The organism is Mucilaginibacter gotjawali, from assembly GCF_002355435.1.
In the GTDB taxonomy this organism is placed as follows: Bacteria; Bacteroidota; Bacteroidia; order Sphingobacteriales; family Sphingobacteriaceae; genus Mucilaginibacter; species Mucilaginibacter gotjawali.
Window position 1 is genome coordinate 5,306,034 of sequence record NZ_AP017313.1, and the last position, 15,615, is coordinate 5,321,648.

At 43.4% G+C, this 15,615-nt stretch carries 15 protein-coding genes and 1 pseudogene; all 16 read right to left on the bottom strand.

The features are described from left to right. Nucleotides 1-8: 8 nt before the first annotated feature. The 16 genes and pseudogenes from MgSA37_RS23345 to MgSA37_RS23420 all read right to left on the bottom strand — a co-directional run bounded on the left by MgSA37_RS23345 (nucleotide 9) and on the right by MgSA37_RS23420 (nucleotide 15,614). Nucleotides 9-563: a WcaF family extracellular polysaccharide biosynthesis acetyltransferase gene (locus tag MgSA37_RS23345; RefSeq protein WP_096355540.1), complete on the bottom strand. Its 555-nt coding sequence runs from the start codon at nucleotides 561-563 to the stop codon at nucleotides 9-11. After that, nucleotides 547-1,968, bottom strand: a complete 1,422-nt coding sequence (gene xrtY, locus MgSA37_RS23350) for an exosortase Y (protein WP_096355542.1) — start codon at nucleotides 1,966-1,968, stop codon at nucleotides 547-549. Before xrtY ends, MgSA37_RS23345 begins: the two co-directional genes overlap by 17 nt. Then, on the bottom strand, nucleotides 1,965-2,585 hold the full coding sequence (locus tag MgSA37_RS23355; protein WP_096355544.1) for a class I SAM-dependent methyltransferase: 621 nt from the start codon (nucleotides 2,583-2,585) through the stop codon (nucleotides 1,965-1,967). Before MgSA37_RS23355 ends, xrtY begins: the two co-directional genes overlap by 4 nt. Continuing rightward, a complete protein-coding gene (locus MgSA37_RS23360) occupies nucleotides 2,582-3,721 on the bottom strand; it encodes an XrtY-associated glycosyltransferase XYAG1 (protein WP_096355545.1) in 1,140 nt (379 codons plus the stop codon). The genes MgSA37_RS23355 and MgSA37_RS23360 overlap by 4 nt, the downstream gene beginning before the upstream one ends. Further along, nucleotides 3,718-5,126 (bottom strand): annotated as a pseudogene (locus tag MgSA37_RS23365) (exosortase Y-associated Wzy-like protein). The gene MgSA37_RS23360 and the pseudogene MgSA37_RS23365 overlap by 4 nt, the downstream one beginning before the upstream one ends. Then, nucleotides 5,119-6,276: a glycosyltransferase family 4 protein gene (locus MgSA37_RS23370; RefSeq protein WP_096355547.1), complete on the bottom strand. Its 1,158-nt coding sequence runs from the start codon at nucleotides 6,274-6,276 to the stop codon at nucleotides 5,119-5,121. The pseudogene MgSA37_RS23365 and the gene MgSA37_RS23370 overlap by 8 nt, the downstream one beginning before the upstream one ends. Next, entirely contained in the window at nucleotides 6,273-7,364 is a 1,092-nt protein-coding gene (locus MgSA37_RS23375) for an acyltransferase family protein (protein WP_157750700.1), read from the bottom strand. The genes MgSA37_RS23370 and MgSA37_RS23375 overlap by 4 nt, the downstream gene beginning before the upstream one ends. A gap of 39 nt (nucleotides 7,365-7,403) precedes the next feature. Continuing rightward, the gene (locus MgSA37_RS23380; RefSeq protein WP_197706036.1) at nucleotides 7,404-8,030 is read right to left on the bottom strand and encodes a class I SAM-dependent methyltransferase; all 627 of its coding nucleotides are present in this window, start codon (nucleotides 8,028-8,030) and stop codon (nucleotides 7,404-7,406) included. Further along, entirely contained in the window at nucleotides 8,030-9,313 is a 1,284-nt protein-coding gene (locus tag MgSA37_RS23385) for a glycosyltransferase family protein (RefSeq protein WP_221199443.1), read from the bottom strand. Before MgSA37_RS23385 ends, MgSA37_RS23380 begins: the two co-directional genes overlap by 1 nt. After that, entirely contained in the window at nucleotides 9,310-10,359 is a 1,050-nt protein-coding gene (locus MgSA37_RS23390) for an acyltransferase family protein (protein WP_096355552.1), read from the bottom strand. Before MgSA37_RS23390 ends, MgSA37_RS23385 begins: the two co-directional genes overlap by 4 nt. Beyond that, on the bottom strand, nucleotides 10,352-11,572 hold the full coding sequence (locus MgSA37_RS23395; protein WP_096355553.1) for a glycosyltransferase family protein: 1,221 nt from the start codon (nucleotides 11,570-11,572) through the stop codon (nucleotides 10,352-10,354). Before MgSA37_RS23395 ends, MgSA37_RS23390 begins: the two co-directional genes overlap by 8 nt. A gap of 20 nt (nucleotides 11,573-11,592) precedes the next feature. Continuing rightward, entirely contained in the window at nucleotides 11,593-11,979 is a 387-nt protein-coding gene (locus MgSA37_RS23400) for a hypothetical protein (RefSeq protein WP_096355555.1), read from the bottom strand. Nucleotides 11,980-11,999: 20 nt separating this feature from the next. Further along, complete coding sequence (locus MgSA37_RS23405; protein WP_096355556.1) at nucleotides 12,000-13,073, bottom strand: glycosyltransferase family 4 protein; 1,074 nt, start codon at nucleotides 13,071-13,073, stop codon at nucleotides 12,000-12,002. Beyond that, nucleotides 13,019-14,005, bottom strand: a complete 987-nt coding sequence (locus tag MgSA37_RS29235) for a glycosyltransferase (protein ID WP_096355558.1) — start codon at nucleotides 14,003-14,005, stop codon at nucleotides 13,019-13,021. Before MgSA37_RS29235 ends, MgSA37_RS23405 begins: the two co-directional genes overlap by 55 nt. Beyond that, the gene (locus MgSA37_RS23415; protein ID WP_096355560.1) at nucleotides 13,998-14,675 is read right to left on the bottom strand and encodes a methyltransferase domain-containing protein; all 678 of its coding nucleotides are present in this window, start codon (nucleotides 14,673-14,675) and stop codon (nucleotides 13,998-14,000) included. The genes MgSA37_RS29235 and MgSA37_RS23415 overlap by 8 nt, the downstream gene beginning before the upstream one ends. A gap of 21 nt (nucleotides 14,676-14,696) precedes the next feature. After that, nucleotides 14,697-15,614: a glycosyltransferase family 2 protein gene (locus MgSA37_RS23420; protein ID WP_096355561.1), complete on the bottom strand. Its 918-nt coding sequence runs from the start codon at nucleotides 15,612-15,614 to the stop codon at nucleotides 14,697-14,699. Between the last annotated feature and the right edge of the window lies 1 nt (nucleotide 15,615).

Genomic DNA, 15,615 nt, shown 5'->3' on the forward strand with positions numbered 1-15,615 from the left:
GATTATTTTTAACTAATCGCCCTGTCGCGAACTTTAACCGCCGGGTTTCCCTGGTAAATACTGTATGCTTCAAGGTCTTTTGTCGCTACAGAACCGCCGGATAATACTGCGTGCGATGCTGCTTTTACACCCGGCATTACCATCGCCCCCGCCCCTATCCAAACACCATCCTCCAGCATAAAGCCTTCAACGATCAGGTCGAAGGTCGTTTTTTTATAGTTATGATTGCCCGTGAGCAAAACCGCTCCCTGTGAAACACATACGTTGCTGCCGATACTCACCGGTACAAGGCAATCAATCCAAACGTTTTCGCCTATCCATGTATGATCTCCAATGCGGAGATGCCAGGGGTACTTAACATTTACGCCGGGTTTGATAGTGACGCCCTGGCCTACCTTTGCGCCAAATAACCGCAGTAAAAACGCTTTAAACCCATTTGACGGCACCAGGCTGGTTTTTAAAAAAAATGCATTGAGGTAATACCACAAAAATCTTTTGAATGCTGTGCCACCGGGGTTAAACGGGGCATTATTATAGGAGGACAGGTCAGTTTGTTGATTCATTTACATTTAAGGCATCGTCATGCTTAACCCAAAAATACAATGTTATGGCGATGATGAGGTAAATCAAAATATTAAATATGGTGTGGTGGTCTAATAGGTGGTCTCCTTTTTTATTCCAAAAGATGGCCAGCAACACAAACCGCAGGATATTTAATACTTCGATACCAATGATCCCTCCTATCAAAAACAACCATTTTGATCCGAACTTTTTGGGATAGGCCAGCACAAAAGCTGCAAAAAAGCTGATAACGCCCAACCCCAGGCACGAGTACACCAGTTGTATGGTGCCATGCCCGGCCACCAAAAGGTCGTATTCGTTATAAATGGCACTAAAGCCGAACAGGTTGAGCAACCCTGCGCTGCTCATCAATAAAAAATGGCGCAGCCAGCTGATATAATTCAAGTGACCAGCTAAAAATGCACTGTAATGGTTTCCGGGCGATGTTACTCCGAAAAAAAATATGTTGAAATAATAAAACAACAGAAAAAGGATAACAAAGACGATGACAAAGCGGATGGGGCTTAATTTTTTATCTGTAGTTGTATTTAACGGTTTATCCTGTTGGAGGATCTCGTCAATTTTAATATCCACTACCAGCCTGAACCAAAAGGCCTGTAAAAAATGAAATATTACCCCGGTACGGCCATCAAGGATCCCCAGTTGGAAAAACATCCTGTAGAGAAAATACAGCATCGGCCTCACATAGCGCGGCAGTTGCCACCAAAGTTGTTTTAACCAGGCGGTACGCTCATCGGGCGAACCCCAAAAATGCGGTTTTATGGTTTGCGACCTGATCTGCATCATCCGCTCCACTTCCTCATGCGCCACTAAATCGCTATAGCGGTTGTGCTTGGCTATCCAGAAACTGATCTTGTTCTCCTTCAGGTTTTCTTCCAGGATATAGCCATCCTTCCAGATGATGGTTTTGCCGGGAACGATGATCCTGTGGTCCATATTTTCATTCAGGTCCGAATACCCGATACCAAACCTGAACATCTTGAGCAGGTAAATAGGCGAGTAGCCGCCGTGTTTTATCCAGCGCCCCTTAAAAAAGTTCTTCCTGTTAAAATAAATGCCGTTTACACCTGCGAAATCTTCGTCCCTGAAAACTTCCAATCGCTTTTTTAATTCAGGCGTAACTATTTGATCGGCATCCAAACATATGCCCCATGGGGTTTGAACCGGGAAATTTTTCAGTGCGAAGTCCCATTGCGCCGGGTGGTTTACAAAAGGATTTTGCAAAATCTTTGCCCCAAATTCTTCTGCAATGGATACCGTGTTATCAGTACTGCCAGAATCCAGCACAAAAACAGCGGCATCTAAATCTTTAACAGATTGCAGCAGGCGCGGAAGATGAACCTCCTCGTTAAATGTAATAATGATAAAAGTAAACTGCTGGTTCAATTTAGTTTTGCCTTAATGATCATCGATTTCCAGAAATAAGGCACGCGCCCGCAGCCTTTAAACGCCGTTACGGTAAAACCTGCATCGGTTAAAAGCCTGCTCAACGTAGCTTTCGACCAAAATTTGATATGCCCGCCATGCCAGCCCGGGCTTAAATGGAGGTCCCATTTATTAAAAAGGCTGAGCGATAGGTTTTTTAAATAACCATGATATGGGGTGGTGATGATCAGCTCACCCTTGCCGTTCAATGAATCTTTGCAGAACCGGATAAAGCCCGCCGGATCGTACAAGTGCTCGATCACTTCTGTGGAAATAACGGTATCAAACTTTAAGCCCTGCAGCTCTTCCGGCAGTTTGCCCGTTGAGAGGTCCTGGATAAAAAACCTGCCGGGACTAGCTTGCCTGGCTATATGAATTCCCTCTTCCGAGGCATCCGTTCCATAAGCATTAAAGCCTTGTGAAATTAAGCAATTGGCCAGATAGCCATTTCCGCAACCCAAATCCAGGATGCAGGTGTTTGTGTTTTTATCCAGCAATGATAGCAAAGGGTCCTGCAGGTAGCTAAAGGTATGGGCAGGTGCATCGGTATGAAAGCCGTAATCTTTGTATTCCGTCATTTTTCGATCAATTCTTCATAAAGGTCCGCATACTTTTTCACTAAATGCGTTTCATTAAAATCATCGGCGATGATACCGGGAGCAAACTCCCTGATCCTGTTCAAACCATCTTTATCGTTTATGGCAATATTGTTGATATGCCAGGCTACCGACGCAGGGTTGGCATGACAGAGCCAGCCGAGATTGTTTACATTCACATAATCCTCCAGGCCTACTTCTTCGCTGATCAATACCGCAGTACCCACACTCAGGCTTTCAATTACCGCGTTGCCGAAGTTCTCATCGTATGAGGGCAGCACGAAAAGGTCATGAGCGTATAACAAGTCGAATTTATTTTCATTTTGAAAGCCGAGCCAATCGATCTTATCTGCCAAATAATTTTCTGCTGCCAGCTTTTTTAAGGAGTCAACATAATCCGGATCGCCGTCACCTGCAACCGTAAGCTTGTATGGGATAGTGACAGACGGCAATGCTTTGATCAGCAGATCCAGCCCCTTTTTTTCTTCAATCCTTGAAAAGAATAATAATTTAAAAACCGGCGATGGTTCTCTGGCGGCAAAATGCTGTTGTTCGGGCAGCTTTACAAAGTTTGGCAATACTGTCATGCTTTGGGGACTGAACAGGCTGCTTACGGCATCCGCCTCTCTTTTGGAGGTAGCGTGGATATGGCATTTTTTTAATAACGTTTTACCGAGCAAATGATGGATTGCCCATTTAACGCCAATATTTTTGTTTTGAAAGGAATAAGGACTCAATGTCCCTCTTGCCGAAAGCAATACCGGCACCTTGTTTTTGAGCGCGATGAGACATGAGAAAATCGACACTAAATTCCACCATGCGTTGATATGAACCAGGTCAAAGCTTTTCGCCTCGCCGCGTAATTGCTTAAAAAGCGCGGGCGAATAATGGCTGTGATCTTTGGTAATTCTTTTAAAATAAGTCACAGGCACGCCATCCACCATCACCTTTTCGCCGGGAGTTACCGGCAACTCTTCTCTCCCGTTAGCAGTAGTAGCATACACTTCAGTATCTACACCGGCCTTTACCAGGTTTTCGGCCAGCATAGAGACCGACATGGTTGGCCCGCCATAAATAAAAGCGGGTTTATACGCCGCGCAGATCTGCAAAGTTCTCAAACCTCTTCCAGTACTCCCGTATATCTTAAAATCCTGAAAATAACATACATACTGATATAACTCCAGAAAACTGAGTTAACCAGGAACTCAAAACTCAAGCCCCGCCAAAAAATCTGGAAAAGCCCGCTGAAAATAAGCGCTGTACCCAAAGTATATCCGCCAAAAAGGTATTCGGCCTTTAGTGATATGAGTTGTGCTATTGCGCCATAAAAAAACAAGCCGATCAAAATGCCAGGTATCCCCCACGAGAGATAAGCATCTACAATATAGGCTGGCTTTGCGGATACGTTGGCCCCCCTCCTGATCACACCAGCATCGTAAACCCGTTCCATTACCAATTCTTCGGTACTTGGTTTTGATGGCCAGAAAGCACGCGGAACTACAGCTATTGCCGATTGCTTTAAAAGCTGCAAGCCATAAAAGTCGATATTTGACGGCGTAGATTGGACAAATTCATTGAACATGTCCACTTCGCTGAGCCTGTAAACCAAAAAACCCCAATTGGAATCATCTCCTGATTGTTCGCTTTTTATCGTGGCATCCAGCGCCAGTTTATAGGCATCGTCTGCATCAACATCCCCCGACCAATTGTTTTCCCTAAACACCTGGTTATAGGTGGGCAGAAAAATAAACAGGATCAGCAAAGCCGGCACAAAAATAACTGTTACCAGCTTTTTATAATTTGGATATAAAAACAAACCCAATACCAACACGCTGATAATGATCGGCTCTTTAAACCCGGAGATCAATGCCTCGTAAAAGTTGGATATGTATAAGAGAACGCAAAAAGCTGTGTTCCATATTTTTTTCAGTGGGATCGCAAATGCCAGCGCAAGCGTGCCTGCAATAAAGCTGAGGGAACTGAACTGGAAATAAAATTGCTGTAAGCCGGAGATCCTTAAAAACAGCACCGATAAAGGCAAGGTAACAATTGCAGTTATAAATAACATATTTGCAATTTTTTCCTTTTCGATAAAATATTTTTTTTGACGGGGTATTTCATAAACGCAAGAATACCTGTCACAAAAGCCGCATGGCCTAAAACGTAATACCGCTGGCAAAGCGCAGTTAGTTCAACTTTTTGATGATCAATAACAAAATAAATGTTATCCGTTTTTTGAAAATTGTCGTACCCCAATAGGTTCAAAAAATAAAATATGGAGCTCCATGACATATACCCGGCGAAAATGATCTGCACCAAGAAAATAGGCCGCATTACCTGCTCTGCGATGGGTCTGTCTTTTGGCAGGGGCTTTACCCAACCACTCAAAGTGAGGTAAAAAATCAAATTTGTCCCGATCCATGCGATGAAATACGACAATACAGGATCAGATTGAAATAACAACGCTATCCCAAAGGGTAAAAATAAAACCAGGTACCTTTCGATAGGTTGATTTTTATCCATTATCTACTGCAGTTTCAATAACGTTAACCTGTTCTTCAATTGTCCATTTTTCAACCAGGTTTTTTGATTTTCTTCCCATTTCCGCCAAAGCATTTTTTCCTGCACAAATGAGTTTATTCAGCTTTTCCGCCAGGTCGGCAATTGTGCCGGCATTAAAGATCTCACCGTTTTCACCGGGTATAACCAGGTCCGCTGCGGCCCCAACTTTATCCGAAGCCAGGATGGCTTTCCCCGCTGCCATAGCTTCGTTAATGGCCAGCCCCCAGGTTTCACCAGGCCCTTTTGAGGGCAGGCAAAACAAATCGCAGGCCTTGAAAACTACCGGCATTTGCGTTTGATTCTGAAAATCCATAAAATGAACGCGGCTGTTCTTTTCAGCTTTCAATATTAATTGCTCCTCCAGCGGGCCATTGCCTGCAAAAAGTAAATGTAACCCTGCTTTGTCCAGGTTTAAAAAAGCTTCCAGTAATAAAACCGGCGATTTTTTTTCTTCAAATTTCCCTGCAAAGAGGACGAGGATTTCGTCATCTTCAATGCCCAGGTTTCTTCTTAATAACAACGCCTCTTCATTCCCGCCTGCAGCAAACCGCCCGTTATCAATGGCGTGCGGCGCAAAACTCAGCTGCTCATCATCTATCCCGTATTTTTTAAAATAGTTTCTGGCATTTGTGCCTGGATAAAACGCATGATCAACATGCCGGTAAACCCATTTTAAAAATATTGTTTTCAGGATGGCTTTCACCCCTTTTTCTTCATCCAGCAAAGTAGAATCCCCCCTGAAGAAAACCGGCAGCTTATTTTTAAAATAACGGAGCACTTTTAAGTGGCTTTGAAAACCCCATCCATAAATAAGGAGGGCATCGGGCTGCCAGTTTTTTATTTGATCGACCAGGCCGGGGTTTACAATCCCCTTAAAATGATGCGTACCCGGATCTTTCGAGGTATTTTCCACCCATTCATAGGAGTATCCTTCCAACAAAGGTATATCCCATTTTATCTTTTTATTAAAGCCGGGGTCAAATTTGTCAGCAGACGCCTCGCCCCAGGTATAAAAAACCCTGATATCCAGTTTAGCCCTTTTGTGGAGTAATTGAAATACGGGCGCGTAGTATTGAATGGGATGCGTAGTTATGATGGCCAGTTTTTTCATTTCGAAGAAAGATTCCCTATTGAAAGAAACGGCTTTTCAAATAAATTAAAACTCAATAAAGAAAGCGGATATAAGATAACTGCGCTTATGGTCATGGTAACTAACGGGGCTGATATACCTTTAAGACCAGGCGCATATTTTATTACAAATTCAGCAACAACCGGGATAATTAATGCATGTAACAAATAGAAACTATAAGATATTCTTCCCATTTTTTTAAATAACACATTCCCGAGTACCAAATTCAGCCATTTGACTGAAGTTACTGATAAATACAAAATGCCGGCAAACCCAAACCCCATTAATGTAAAACCAGCTAGTTTAAATAAATTATAGAATTCAGCTGAAAGAGACAATATGGCATTGGATACGAGGATCCTGCCCAAATAAGTAACAGCTATAAATGCAGCCAGCCATGCCACCCGGTTTAGCAACACAAAATCCTTCTTTAATAACAACCTCGCCGAGAGAATACCGCAACCAAATTCAGCACTTCTGAAAAGAATGGTATATGTTAATAAATCCATATGATTTTGCAGGATTAAGACTGAAACAATAGCTGTTAAATAAATCGCTGCAAAAATTAAAATAAATGTCTTTTTAAAGCCTATGATATTTTGATAAATCAATAAAAAGGGAACGATAAAATAAAACTGCCACTCAACAGTCAAAGTCCAAAAATGGCCGGCGATAACAAACTGACTTTCAATAAAATTGAGATAAAATAGACTATGCAGAAAATAATATATGCTATTTAACCGGGCGTTGTAAAAAACGTTTGCCGTTACGATATAAATAACCACTGAAGCATAAAACGCAGGCGACAACCGAAACCATCTTTTTAACAGAAACCTGTAAAAATCGTGGTAGGAAAAATTGGATTTTGAAGCATAGAAATAGTACATACAAAACCCACTGATAACGAAAAAAAGGTCAACACCATTTCCGCCCAAAGCTAAAAAATCAGATATATCTATTTTCCCAACGTAACACCTGGGGTTTCCGTGTATTACCCAGCAGTGTATCCATAAAACCCCCATGGCCGCTATAAACCTAAGGCCATCAAGCGTTTGTATTCTTTGTCTCAAATATTCTAATCGTTTAGGGAAATATTTTTATCAGTTTTTTCATTTCTGGCAATCAAAGGCGGCGGCTTTGTAAAACCTGCCTTCCTCTTCAACAAACTTAAAAACGGGATCGCCTGAGTCGCCGAAAGTACAGGGACGGATGTTGATAAAACCTGCCTTTTTCAATTCGTATTCCAAGGATTTGTAATCCCACATCCAAAGGTGTTTGGAGTTACCATACATGCCTTTGATATTGGATGAAAGCGATTTTGGGCGATTTTCAACCCCCAGCATGGTATCATGCATCAATTCATTGGCAGGCGCTTCGGTAGTGTCGTAGCCGGAAATATAATCTTGCACAGCAGCTTTCAGATCAGGCACAACGCCTCTGAAAGTTCCCCCGGGCTTTAATATATTAAAGGTATTTTTCAGCGCGGTTAAAAAATCCTCGTAAGCCAGGTGCTCCAGGATGTGCGAGCAATAAACTGCGTCGCAGCTACCCGGCTGCTCGGGCAATCCTTTAACAATATCACCATATTTTACATTTGCCGGAAAACGCTGCTTGTTGCGCGTATATAACCTGCCAAAGATGGGCAAACGCTCAAAGCGTAAAGTTGGGGACGCATCATAATTCACCCATTCGCCGGGGGCCGAAAATCCGCAGCCATATTGAACATATCTCTTCATCAGGGTGTAAAAATAACCTTATTAAATAAATCGCATTGCCGTTTTGTCATTGTTTGGGCCGAATATTTTTTTACCGCATCCACATCGTAATCCGGTAAATTTGTAGTGCCATTCAATATCTGCTTAAAAAAGGAATCAATTTTTGAGAGCAATCCGGGTGTCTCATCATAGCTGTAAGTATCCTTAACTCCAAACTCTTTCAAAATAGCAATAGCAGAACTTTTTGTATTAAATACTGCCATCAGGGGTTTGTGGGTTAAAAGGTACGGAAATATTTTTGAAGCTGTATACTGCGGATCATCAGAACCCGGAATAAACAAGCCATCTGCCTGCTGCAGGGTTTGCAGCGTATGGTAATAACCTATCCTGCCGGTGATCTCCACTACATAGTTTTCTATTCGGCGTTCTTTTGCTAACGGCAAAATAGTTGCACTGCCTTGCCCGTTTGGGGCATAGCTGGTGCCGATAAAATAAAGCTTTAGCTTTTGATACAGATCCGGCTCGGCGGACAAACCCAATTTCAAAGCTTCAAAAACCGGGATGATTGCATTATGCATATCCATACCGCCGCGACCGATATAGACGATGTTTTTAAACGCAGGATCAAGCAGTGGCATAAATTCCCCTGTATGTTCATCCGCTATTTTCAGATCCGGATCAAAGGCGCCGAAAGTAATGGTCTCAGAAGGGATATTTTTTAACCGGGGATACCTGTCCTTAAGTATCCCGATATAATTTTCCGAAACGCTGATCAATCCGCCCACTTCATTCATCGCTTTTGGCTCCAGGTATTTGTTTAAACGGTAGGAGAGCCAGTATTTTGGCGGTTGCTGTTCTTTGGGTTTATCGCGGTAATATTCGGAATGCCAGGGATCCTGCATATCGATCACATAAGGCACCTTAAACTTTTTTTTCCAGTAAGCCCCTAACGTGCAAACCTGGAACTGTGTAGTGGAGAAATAGATCAAATCGAAATTACCTTCCTTTAAGAGCCGGTTTACTTTTTGCCGAAAAAACCACCACGACCGGTAAGAGATACTCCCGAAGCCCAGCTTCGAAGTCCATTTTTTACCGAGGGCTTTAATGAGGTGAACCCTTGTCCCTGCGGGGATACTTTCTGCCAGCAATTTATCCTGCGGAAGATCGGTACAGGCAGGGTCAACAGCCACCACTTCGGCCTGCCAGCCATTTGCTTCAAAATAAGGCAAACTCATCCGCACGCGTTGCATATCGGCCGTATTTACGGGCGGAAAATAGGGCGAAATGATCAATACCCGTTTCAATTAAGCGTAGTGTTATATTTATGGTTGAGTTTGCGTGCCAACCGGTGCCCCGGTCTTTCCACGGCTAAATAAAAGCCGTAGGATATGGCAACGGCAAGCAACAGAAATAGCGGGTAGGTAAAAGTATTATAAATAAAAAACAGCCGCAGGATCACGTATAGCAATGGGTGACACAGGTAAAGTGAGTAAGAAAATTTACCCATTTTTTCGAGGGTTGTATTGGAGGGATGCGTTTTAAAGTAAACAATCTCCGTTTGCAGCCATTTATAAATCAGCAGCGCAAAAATATTCATCGAGAGAATATAACTGAGATGCAGGTGGAATTTTCCTATACAGCAAAAACAGCTGATCAAAAAAACAATGACCCGATAAATCATTACTGATTTAAAGCTGGCCTGCTTTAAATCATCAATATGTTCGGCTATCAGCACGCCCAGCAGCCAGCAGGGTAAACCCACTATCCAGGTTAACCAGCCCCCCAACTGCCAGTAATAACCATGATAATTGGTATCCGTTTGTTTAACAAAAGCCACAACATCATGAAAACAAAGCGTACCGATAACCAAAGCGGCGATGATATACGAAACAATGAATTTATTTTTCCAGCTGAGCTTGATCTTCGCCATAAATGGGTACAAACCGTAATAGATCAACTCGCAAAACAAACTCCAAACCACGGCATTTTCAGGGTGGTTAAATTGTGTACCGATAATGAGGATCACGGCAAGCGGAATCAATATTCTCAGAAAACGCCTGATCCAGAATTCGGTTAAATTGGGGATGCCGTTTTTATTGGGGTAGTGGATCACAAAACCCGAGATGATAAAAAAAGCGATTACCGCCGAAGTGCCGTCAAATGCATTGGCTAAAAAATACCCGGCATCCCTGAAAATGGAATGCGCCGAATGTTTGAGCGCCGTGGCATAAACATTATCAAAATGCGAGAGCATTACGATAAACGCCAAAACAAACCTGATGCTGTCAACCCCGTAAAACCATTTGGTTTTTGTATTATTCACCATCGCCGGCGGTGCAGCTTCAAACATTTTCTATCACTTTTAAAAATTTCCTGCTTTCTGTTTCCCAGTTCAATTCGGTTTGGCCCGCTTGCCAGGCCGCCGTTTTGGTTTGATATAACAGCTCCCTGTTTTTATGGTATTGGGCCAGGATTGCCGACAAGTCCGATGCGTTTTTATAAACCTTGCCCGTTTGCGAATATTGCTCAAGCAAGCTATTTTGTGCCCTGGTATTGCTTGCCGCCACAGCAAGCCCGCATTGGATATAAGTAAAGATTTTGTTGGTTAACGAAATATCCCTGTTAAGGCATGAACCTGTTTCTGACGCCAGTCCGATATCAAATTGAGAAGCGATGCTGAAGATCTGGCTTGCCTTTACCGGCTCGTAAAAGTACAGGTTATAATTGGCGATCCCGGCATCATGCGCCAGTTGCGAAAGGCTTTGCTTATATCCCTCTACCGGTTTCCCCAATAAATGCAGTTCGCATTTTACGCCCGACTGCCCTATTGCCTGCACGACAAGCTCCAGCCCGCGGCCGGGACCAATGGTTTGCGAAAACCAAAAAAGTTTTAATGGCTTTTTTTCGTTTTTAACGATAGAAATACCGGCAGTTAGCGGAAATACGTTCAGGATGGCCGTTACCGTTCGTTTATACAACGCAGCATACTGATCAGCAATCATAGGGCTGGACGCGGTAATGTAACTGGCACCGGGGAGATATTTATCTTCAAGATAAGTGCAAATTTTATAATGAAATGAATTAAGATCATCATCAATTTCCTGCCGGTGAAAATCTTCCGCGTCAAAACCAAAAGGCTTGTTGTTCCAGGCGGCGGCATGAGCTGCTGCCGGCAAGGCGCCCAAATTGTGGGCAATGTACAGGTCGCCATTGTAATTTTTGGCTGCTTCTTTTAAAAAATAACTGCTTCTTGAAATGGCAAAATCCCCAAAAGTTTTATAAGCCCCCGTTTTTTTCACCATGAACCGGCTGAGCCGGTGAATCAATCGGCTTAAAAACCATAAAAAGCGCTTTTGCTCCGGGTCGCCACCCAAACGGATTGCACTCCATTTTTTTTTCGCAAATAATTGCTCGTCGTGTAGTGTTCCCCAATCATTCCAGTAAGCATATAGTACAGTTACCGCATATCCGGCATCGGTTAATGCGTCAGCCTCCTTAACCAAACGCGGGTTGAGAGAAGGCTGGCCCGATGAAATTAAAACTATTTTTTTTTCAGGTGCCAATAAGGTTGAGGTAAGGTCGATTATTCGGTTTTTTGGTAATTAAGCAGGTTGTACATCATTACAGGTATGCCCACGATTAGTGATAATAAAATACCATAATGCCAACCATGATAAAGTTGATCATTATCCCGCGTCAGGGTGGTCATCAGGATCAATTTGACAAAGCGGTATCCAATCCAGATCACAAATGTAAAAATAACAACCCGTGTAGCCCGAAGCCTGAATTTAAATCCATCAACCGGGTCCGGATTAACTTTTAACTCTGCTTTTATTAAAATCTGCATCGAAAAATTGATGAGGCAAAAAAGCAAAATGGACGTAATGCAATCATATAAAAGATGGTATTTAGTCAGCTGCCCCAGGTCATCCTCCAACAGCCAATCCAATAACCAATATATCGTTCTCATCTTTTATTTTGCTTTACCAATCACTTATTAAAAAGTTGGAGATAGTTATGTGCGATCACCTCTGCATTAAACCGTTCCATTGCCGTTTTCCGGCACAGGAACCTATCGATGGTATCAATTTCCGCAATTTTTTGTTGCAGGCCTGCGGCATCATCCACAATAAAACCAGTAATGCCATTTTCAACCACTTCGGGTACCGATCCTCTCCGGAAAGCGATCACCGGCGTACCGCAAGCCATCGCCTCTATCATTACCATCCCAAAGGGCTCATCCCATTCAATGGGGAACAGTAATGCTTGGGCCTGCCCTAATTGCATATTCTTTTCAGCATCGTTTAAAGGGCCCACATATTTTATTTGAGTACCGTCAATTTGCGGTTCGATAACCGTTTTAAAATAAGCCTGGTCTTCTTCAGTATGTGATACATTGCCTGCTATAACCAATTGGTTATTTGTTGCTTTGGCAGCGTCAATAGCAGTGTGCGCGCCTTTAATCCTGTCCAAACGGCCTAAAAACATTAATGGCGCAGCTGTGCCAACTTTATAATTCAGCGTGTATTGCGAAAAATCAATCGCGTTATAAACCGTTTCCCAATGGCCCTTTATATTACCTGTGGCCACGCAGTTATCGCTGCAAGCGGTAAATATTAAGTTGCGGTTCGGTAAACTATTTACAATTTTTATCCCGCCTGTGGCTACCGGCCTGCCGTAGGTCATTATTTTTTTTACAGGGCTGTTTAAAATGGGGAGTAAATAAACCAAACGCCCAAAATTGTGGATCAGGTCAAAGTTATCCCGGTTTTTGCGCAGGTATTTCCAAACAAAGCGGGCTTCTTTAAACCGCACCTGTTTAGAGCGGCCCAAGTCATTCGTCCCAAAGGTAACCGTTTTGCCGCTGCAATGCGATTCCGGCCCGGCCAGTAAGGTTACCTCGTGGCCCAGCTTTTGGTATTCTTCCGCAAACAGGGACACCAGCCTTTCGTGTCCTCCATATAATATTGGAGGTACGGGTATCCCGGGATCCATGATCAGTAAAATCCTCATGCTAACTCCGCCTCCACTTCCCTGCATATCGCCAGGTATTTCTCTGCACATTTTTCAAGCGTAAGGTTTTCAAGGATGTAATCCCTCGGCTTAAAATCATTTATTTTTCTTAAAAACACGGCAAGTTTAGGTTTAAAATCATTGGCATCAGTAAATTTTACGCCGCAACGCTCGTCCCAGTAAGGTACGGAACTTACCGGCTGATATTTTACCCTGTCGGGATAATAATGTGGGTCCTGCCAAAAGCCGCCCCTGTCCCAGGCCAAAATGGGTGTATTGGTTGCCAATATCTGCTGGTAAGCAAGCCCCTGCGTCTCATGCTCGCAAAGGAAGATCACCGCTTTTGAAACTTTGAGTTTTTCAGTCAGCTCATCATGCGTGTATTGCCCGTATTTAATAAAATGGTAGCTAACCTTTTGTTCATCCAGCACTTTGGTGACCGGGGCCACTAATTCCTCCTCCATTTGTTCATGCTGCCACCTTATTTTATAATAGATCAAAAAGTCAAAGGTCTTAACACTATCGTATGGCTTCCATTGTTCGGTGTCAATGCCTACAGGCCAGCCGAGCACTTTATTTCCGTAAGCTGGCATAAACATATCGCACATCCATTCACCGGGCACCAGCACGCGTTTTACATTTGGGTATTGTTCAAACAGATCAGCACATTCTATCGGGTGCGAGTAGATCCCCGCGCCAAGGATGATGGGGTTTTTCCATTTCTTTTCAAACACCAGGTGTGGTTTGCCGATGATACAGGCGATCTCGCCGGGATGTTTGCGGATATAGCCGTAATCATTAAACCTGTAAGGGAAGCCAATCCTGTCAAACCCTTTTAAAAGATTTATGGCTATAGTGGCAACGCCGCCGGGCTTTTGTTTACCCCGCACCAGACGTCTGATCAGCTTGCGGGGGTAGCGGTCGTATTTAAACCACCTGTCCGGGTCGGGTTCGCTGTAAAATATATTGATGGGCTTATCCAATTTTTTTGGCAATTATTCCATAACTCATGCCACATGACGTGGCATCCCTGCTTTCTATTCTTTTTTTCGCCAAACGGGAAACAAATTTAAAGGGCGCCGAAAGCCCCCCGAGGCCTTTACCAAACAGCGTAGTTTTTCCGTCGAGTGTGCTGTATTCTATTATTTCAAAGCCGGTATCTTTCAGCAACCGCTCCACAATATGCGGCCACGCTGTAAAAACATGATGATTAAGTTCCAGGTCCGACGGGGTAAAACAGGTTAAATAACCGCTTTTTAATAAATTGATCCGGCTGGTGCTCCAGGCGGGGCTGGGCGTGGTTAAAATTAGCAGGCTACCGGGCGCCATCGTATCAAAAACATTTTTCATGCACAGCCAGGGGTTTCGCAAATGTTCAATAATCTCCAGCATGGTAACTACCTGCGCCGGTGCATGTCTATATGGAAAAGGCTGTTCAATATCCCATTTTTCGGCCGAGGCATCCAACGGTTCCAAATCAAAAGCTTTGTAATTGATACCGGCCAATGTGATATACTTTTTCAGAATATTATCCCTCGACCCAATATCATAAAGGGTAGTGGTTTTGTTTTTTAAATCATTGCCGGTTATTTCACCAATCTTTTTTGCTGCCCATTCGTAGCGGTTAAGTGATGAGTTTTCTTTCAGTTCCATTTTTTAAAACTTGTTATGATCCTAAAAAGATCGTTTTATTTTAAGCAGCCGGTGGGTATTGTTAACCCCTATGCTTTTATATAAAAACCCGGTCAAGCCTTTGTCGGGAATCTTAAAATCCGGATCAAGTTGCTTTATCCATTCAAATAAACTGACCGAATCTTCGAGATCATGTCTTGCAATCCAGCAGCACAAAGGCCACAATGCCTTTACCGAAGCTTTTTTCCGGCGTTCGGTAAGCTCCCCTTTTTCCGCCAGTTGCGCAAGTATATTTTTATAGATGTTGAGGTGCTGGTAATCCTGCACCGCTTTCTGCATCCCCCGGTTTAACTGCAATTTGGATTTGGTATGGCTGGTATGCACCAGCGCACAACCATTGTGAACATTAACCTTTGGATGCTTCAGCGCTGCTTCGATCACAAAAAGCCGGTCGTCGCGAAAGGCAAAGTCGGGCCGGTGCGGGATATCCTCAATAAATGATTTTTTAAATAAATAAGCTGAATAATGTGAACTATCACACTCGCCCAATTGCTGCGCAATAAAGTCATCACAGGCCACCCAGGCCTGCTGCGACAGTTGTTTGCCATTTTCATCAACCAGCGTATAGCCGCTTACTACAATATCGCTGCTATTTCCTTCGGCAATGGCAAATTGTTCATCAATCGCGCCGACAGCAAGGCCGTCGTCCGAATCTAAAAACTTAATATATTTTCCTTTGGCTATGGCAAAACCCCGGTTAACGGCCCAGCATTTACCGCGATTGGTTTGCTGTAGAATAACAATGCCATTTTGTTGCCGAAGCCAGTCCATCGTTCCGTCTGTACTGCCATCATCAATCACTATGAGCTCGACAGCACATTTGTTATTCCGGCAACTTTCCACCGTTTTGGGCAGCGACCAAAGGCGGTTATACGTTGGAATGATTATGCTAACGTCCATT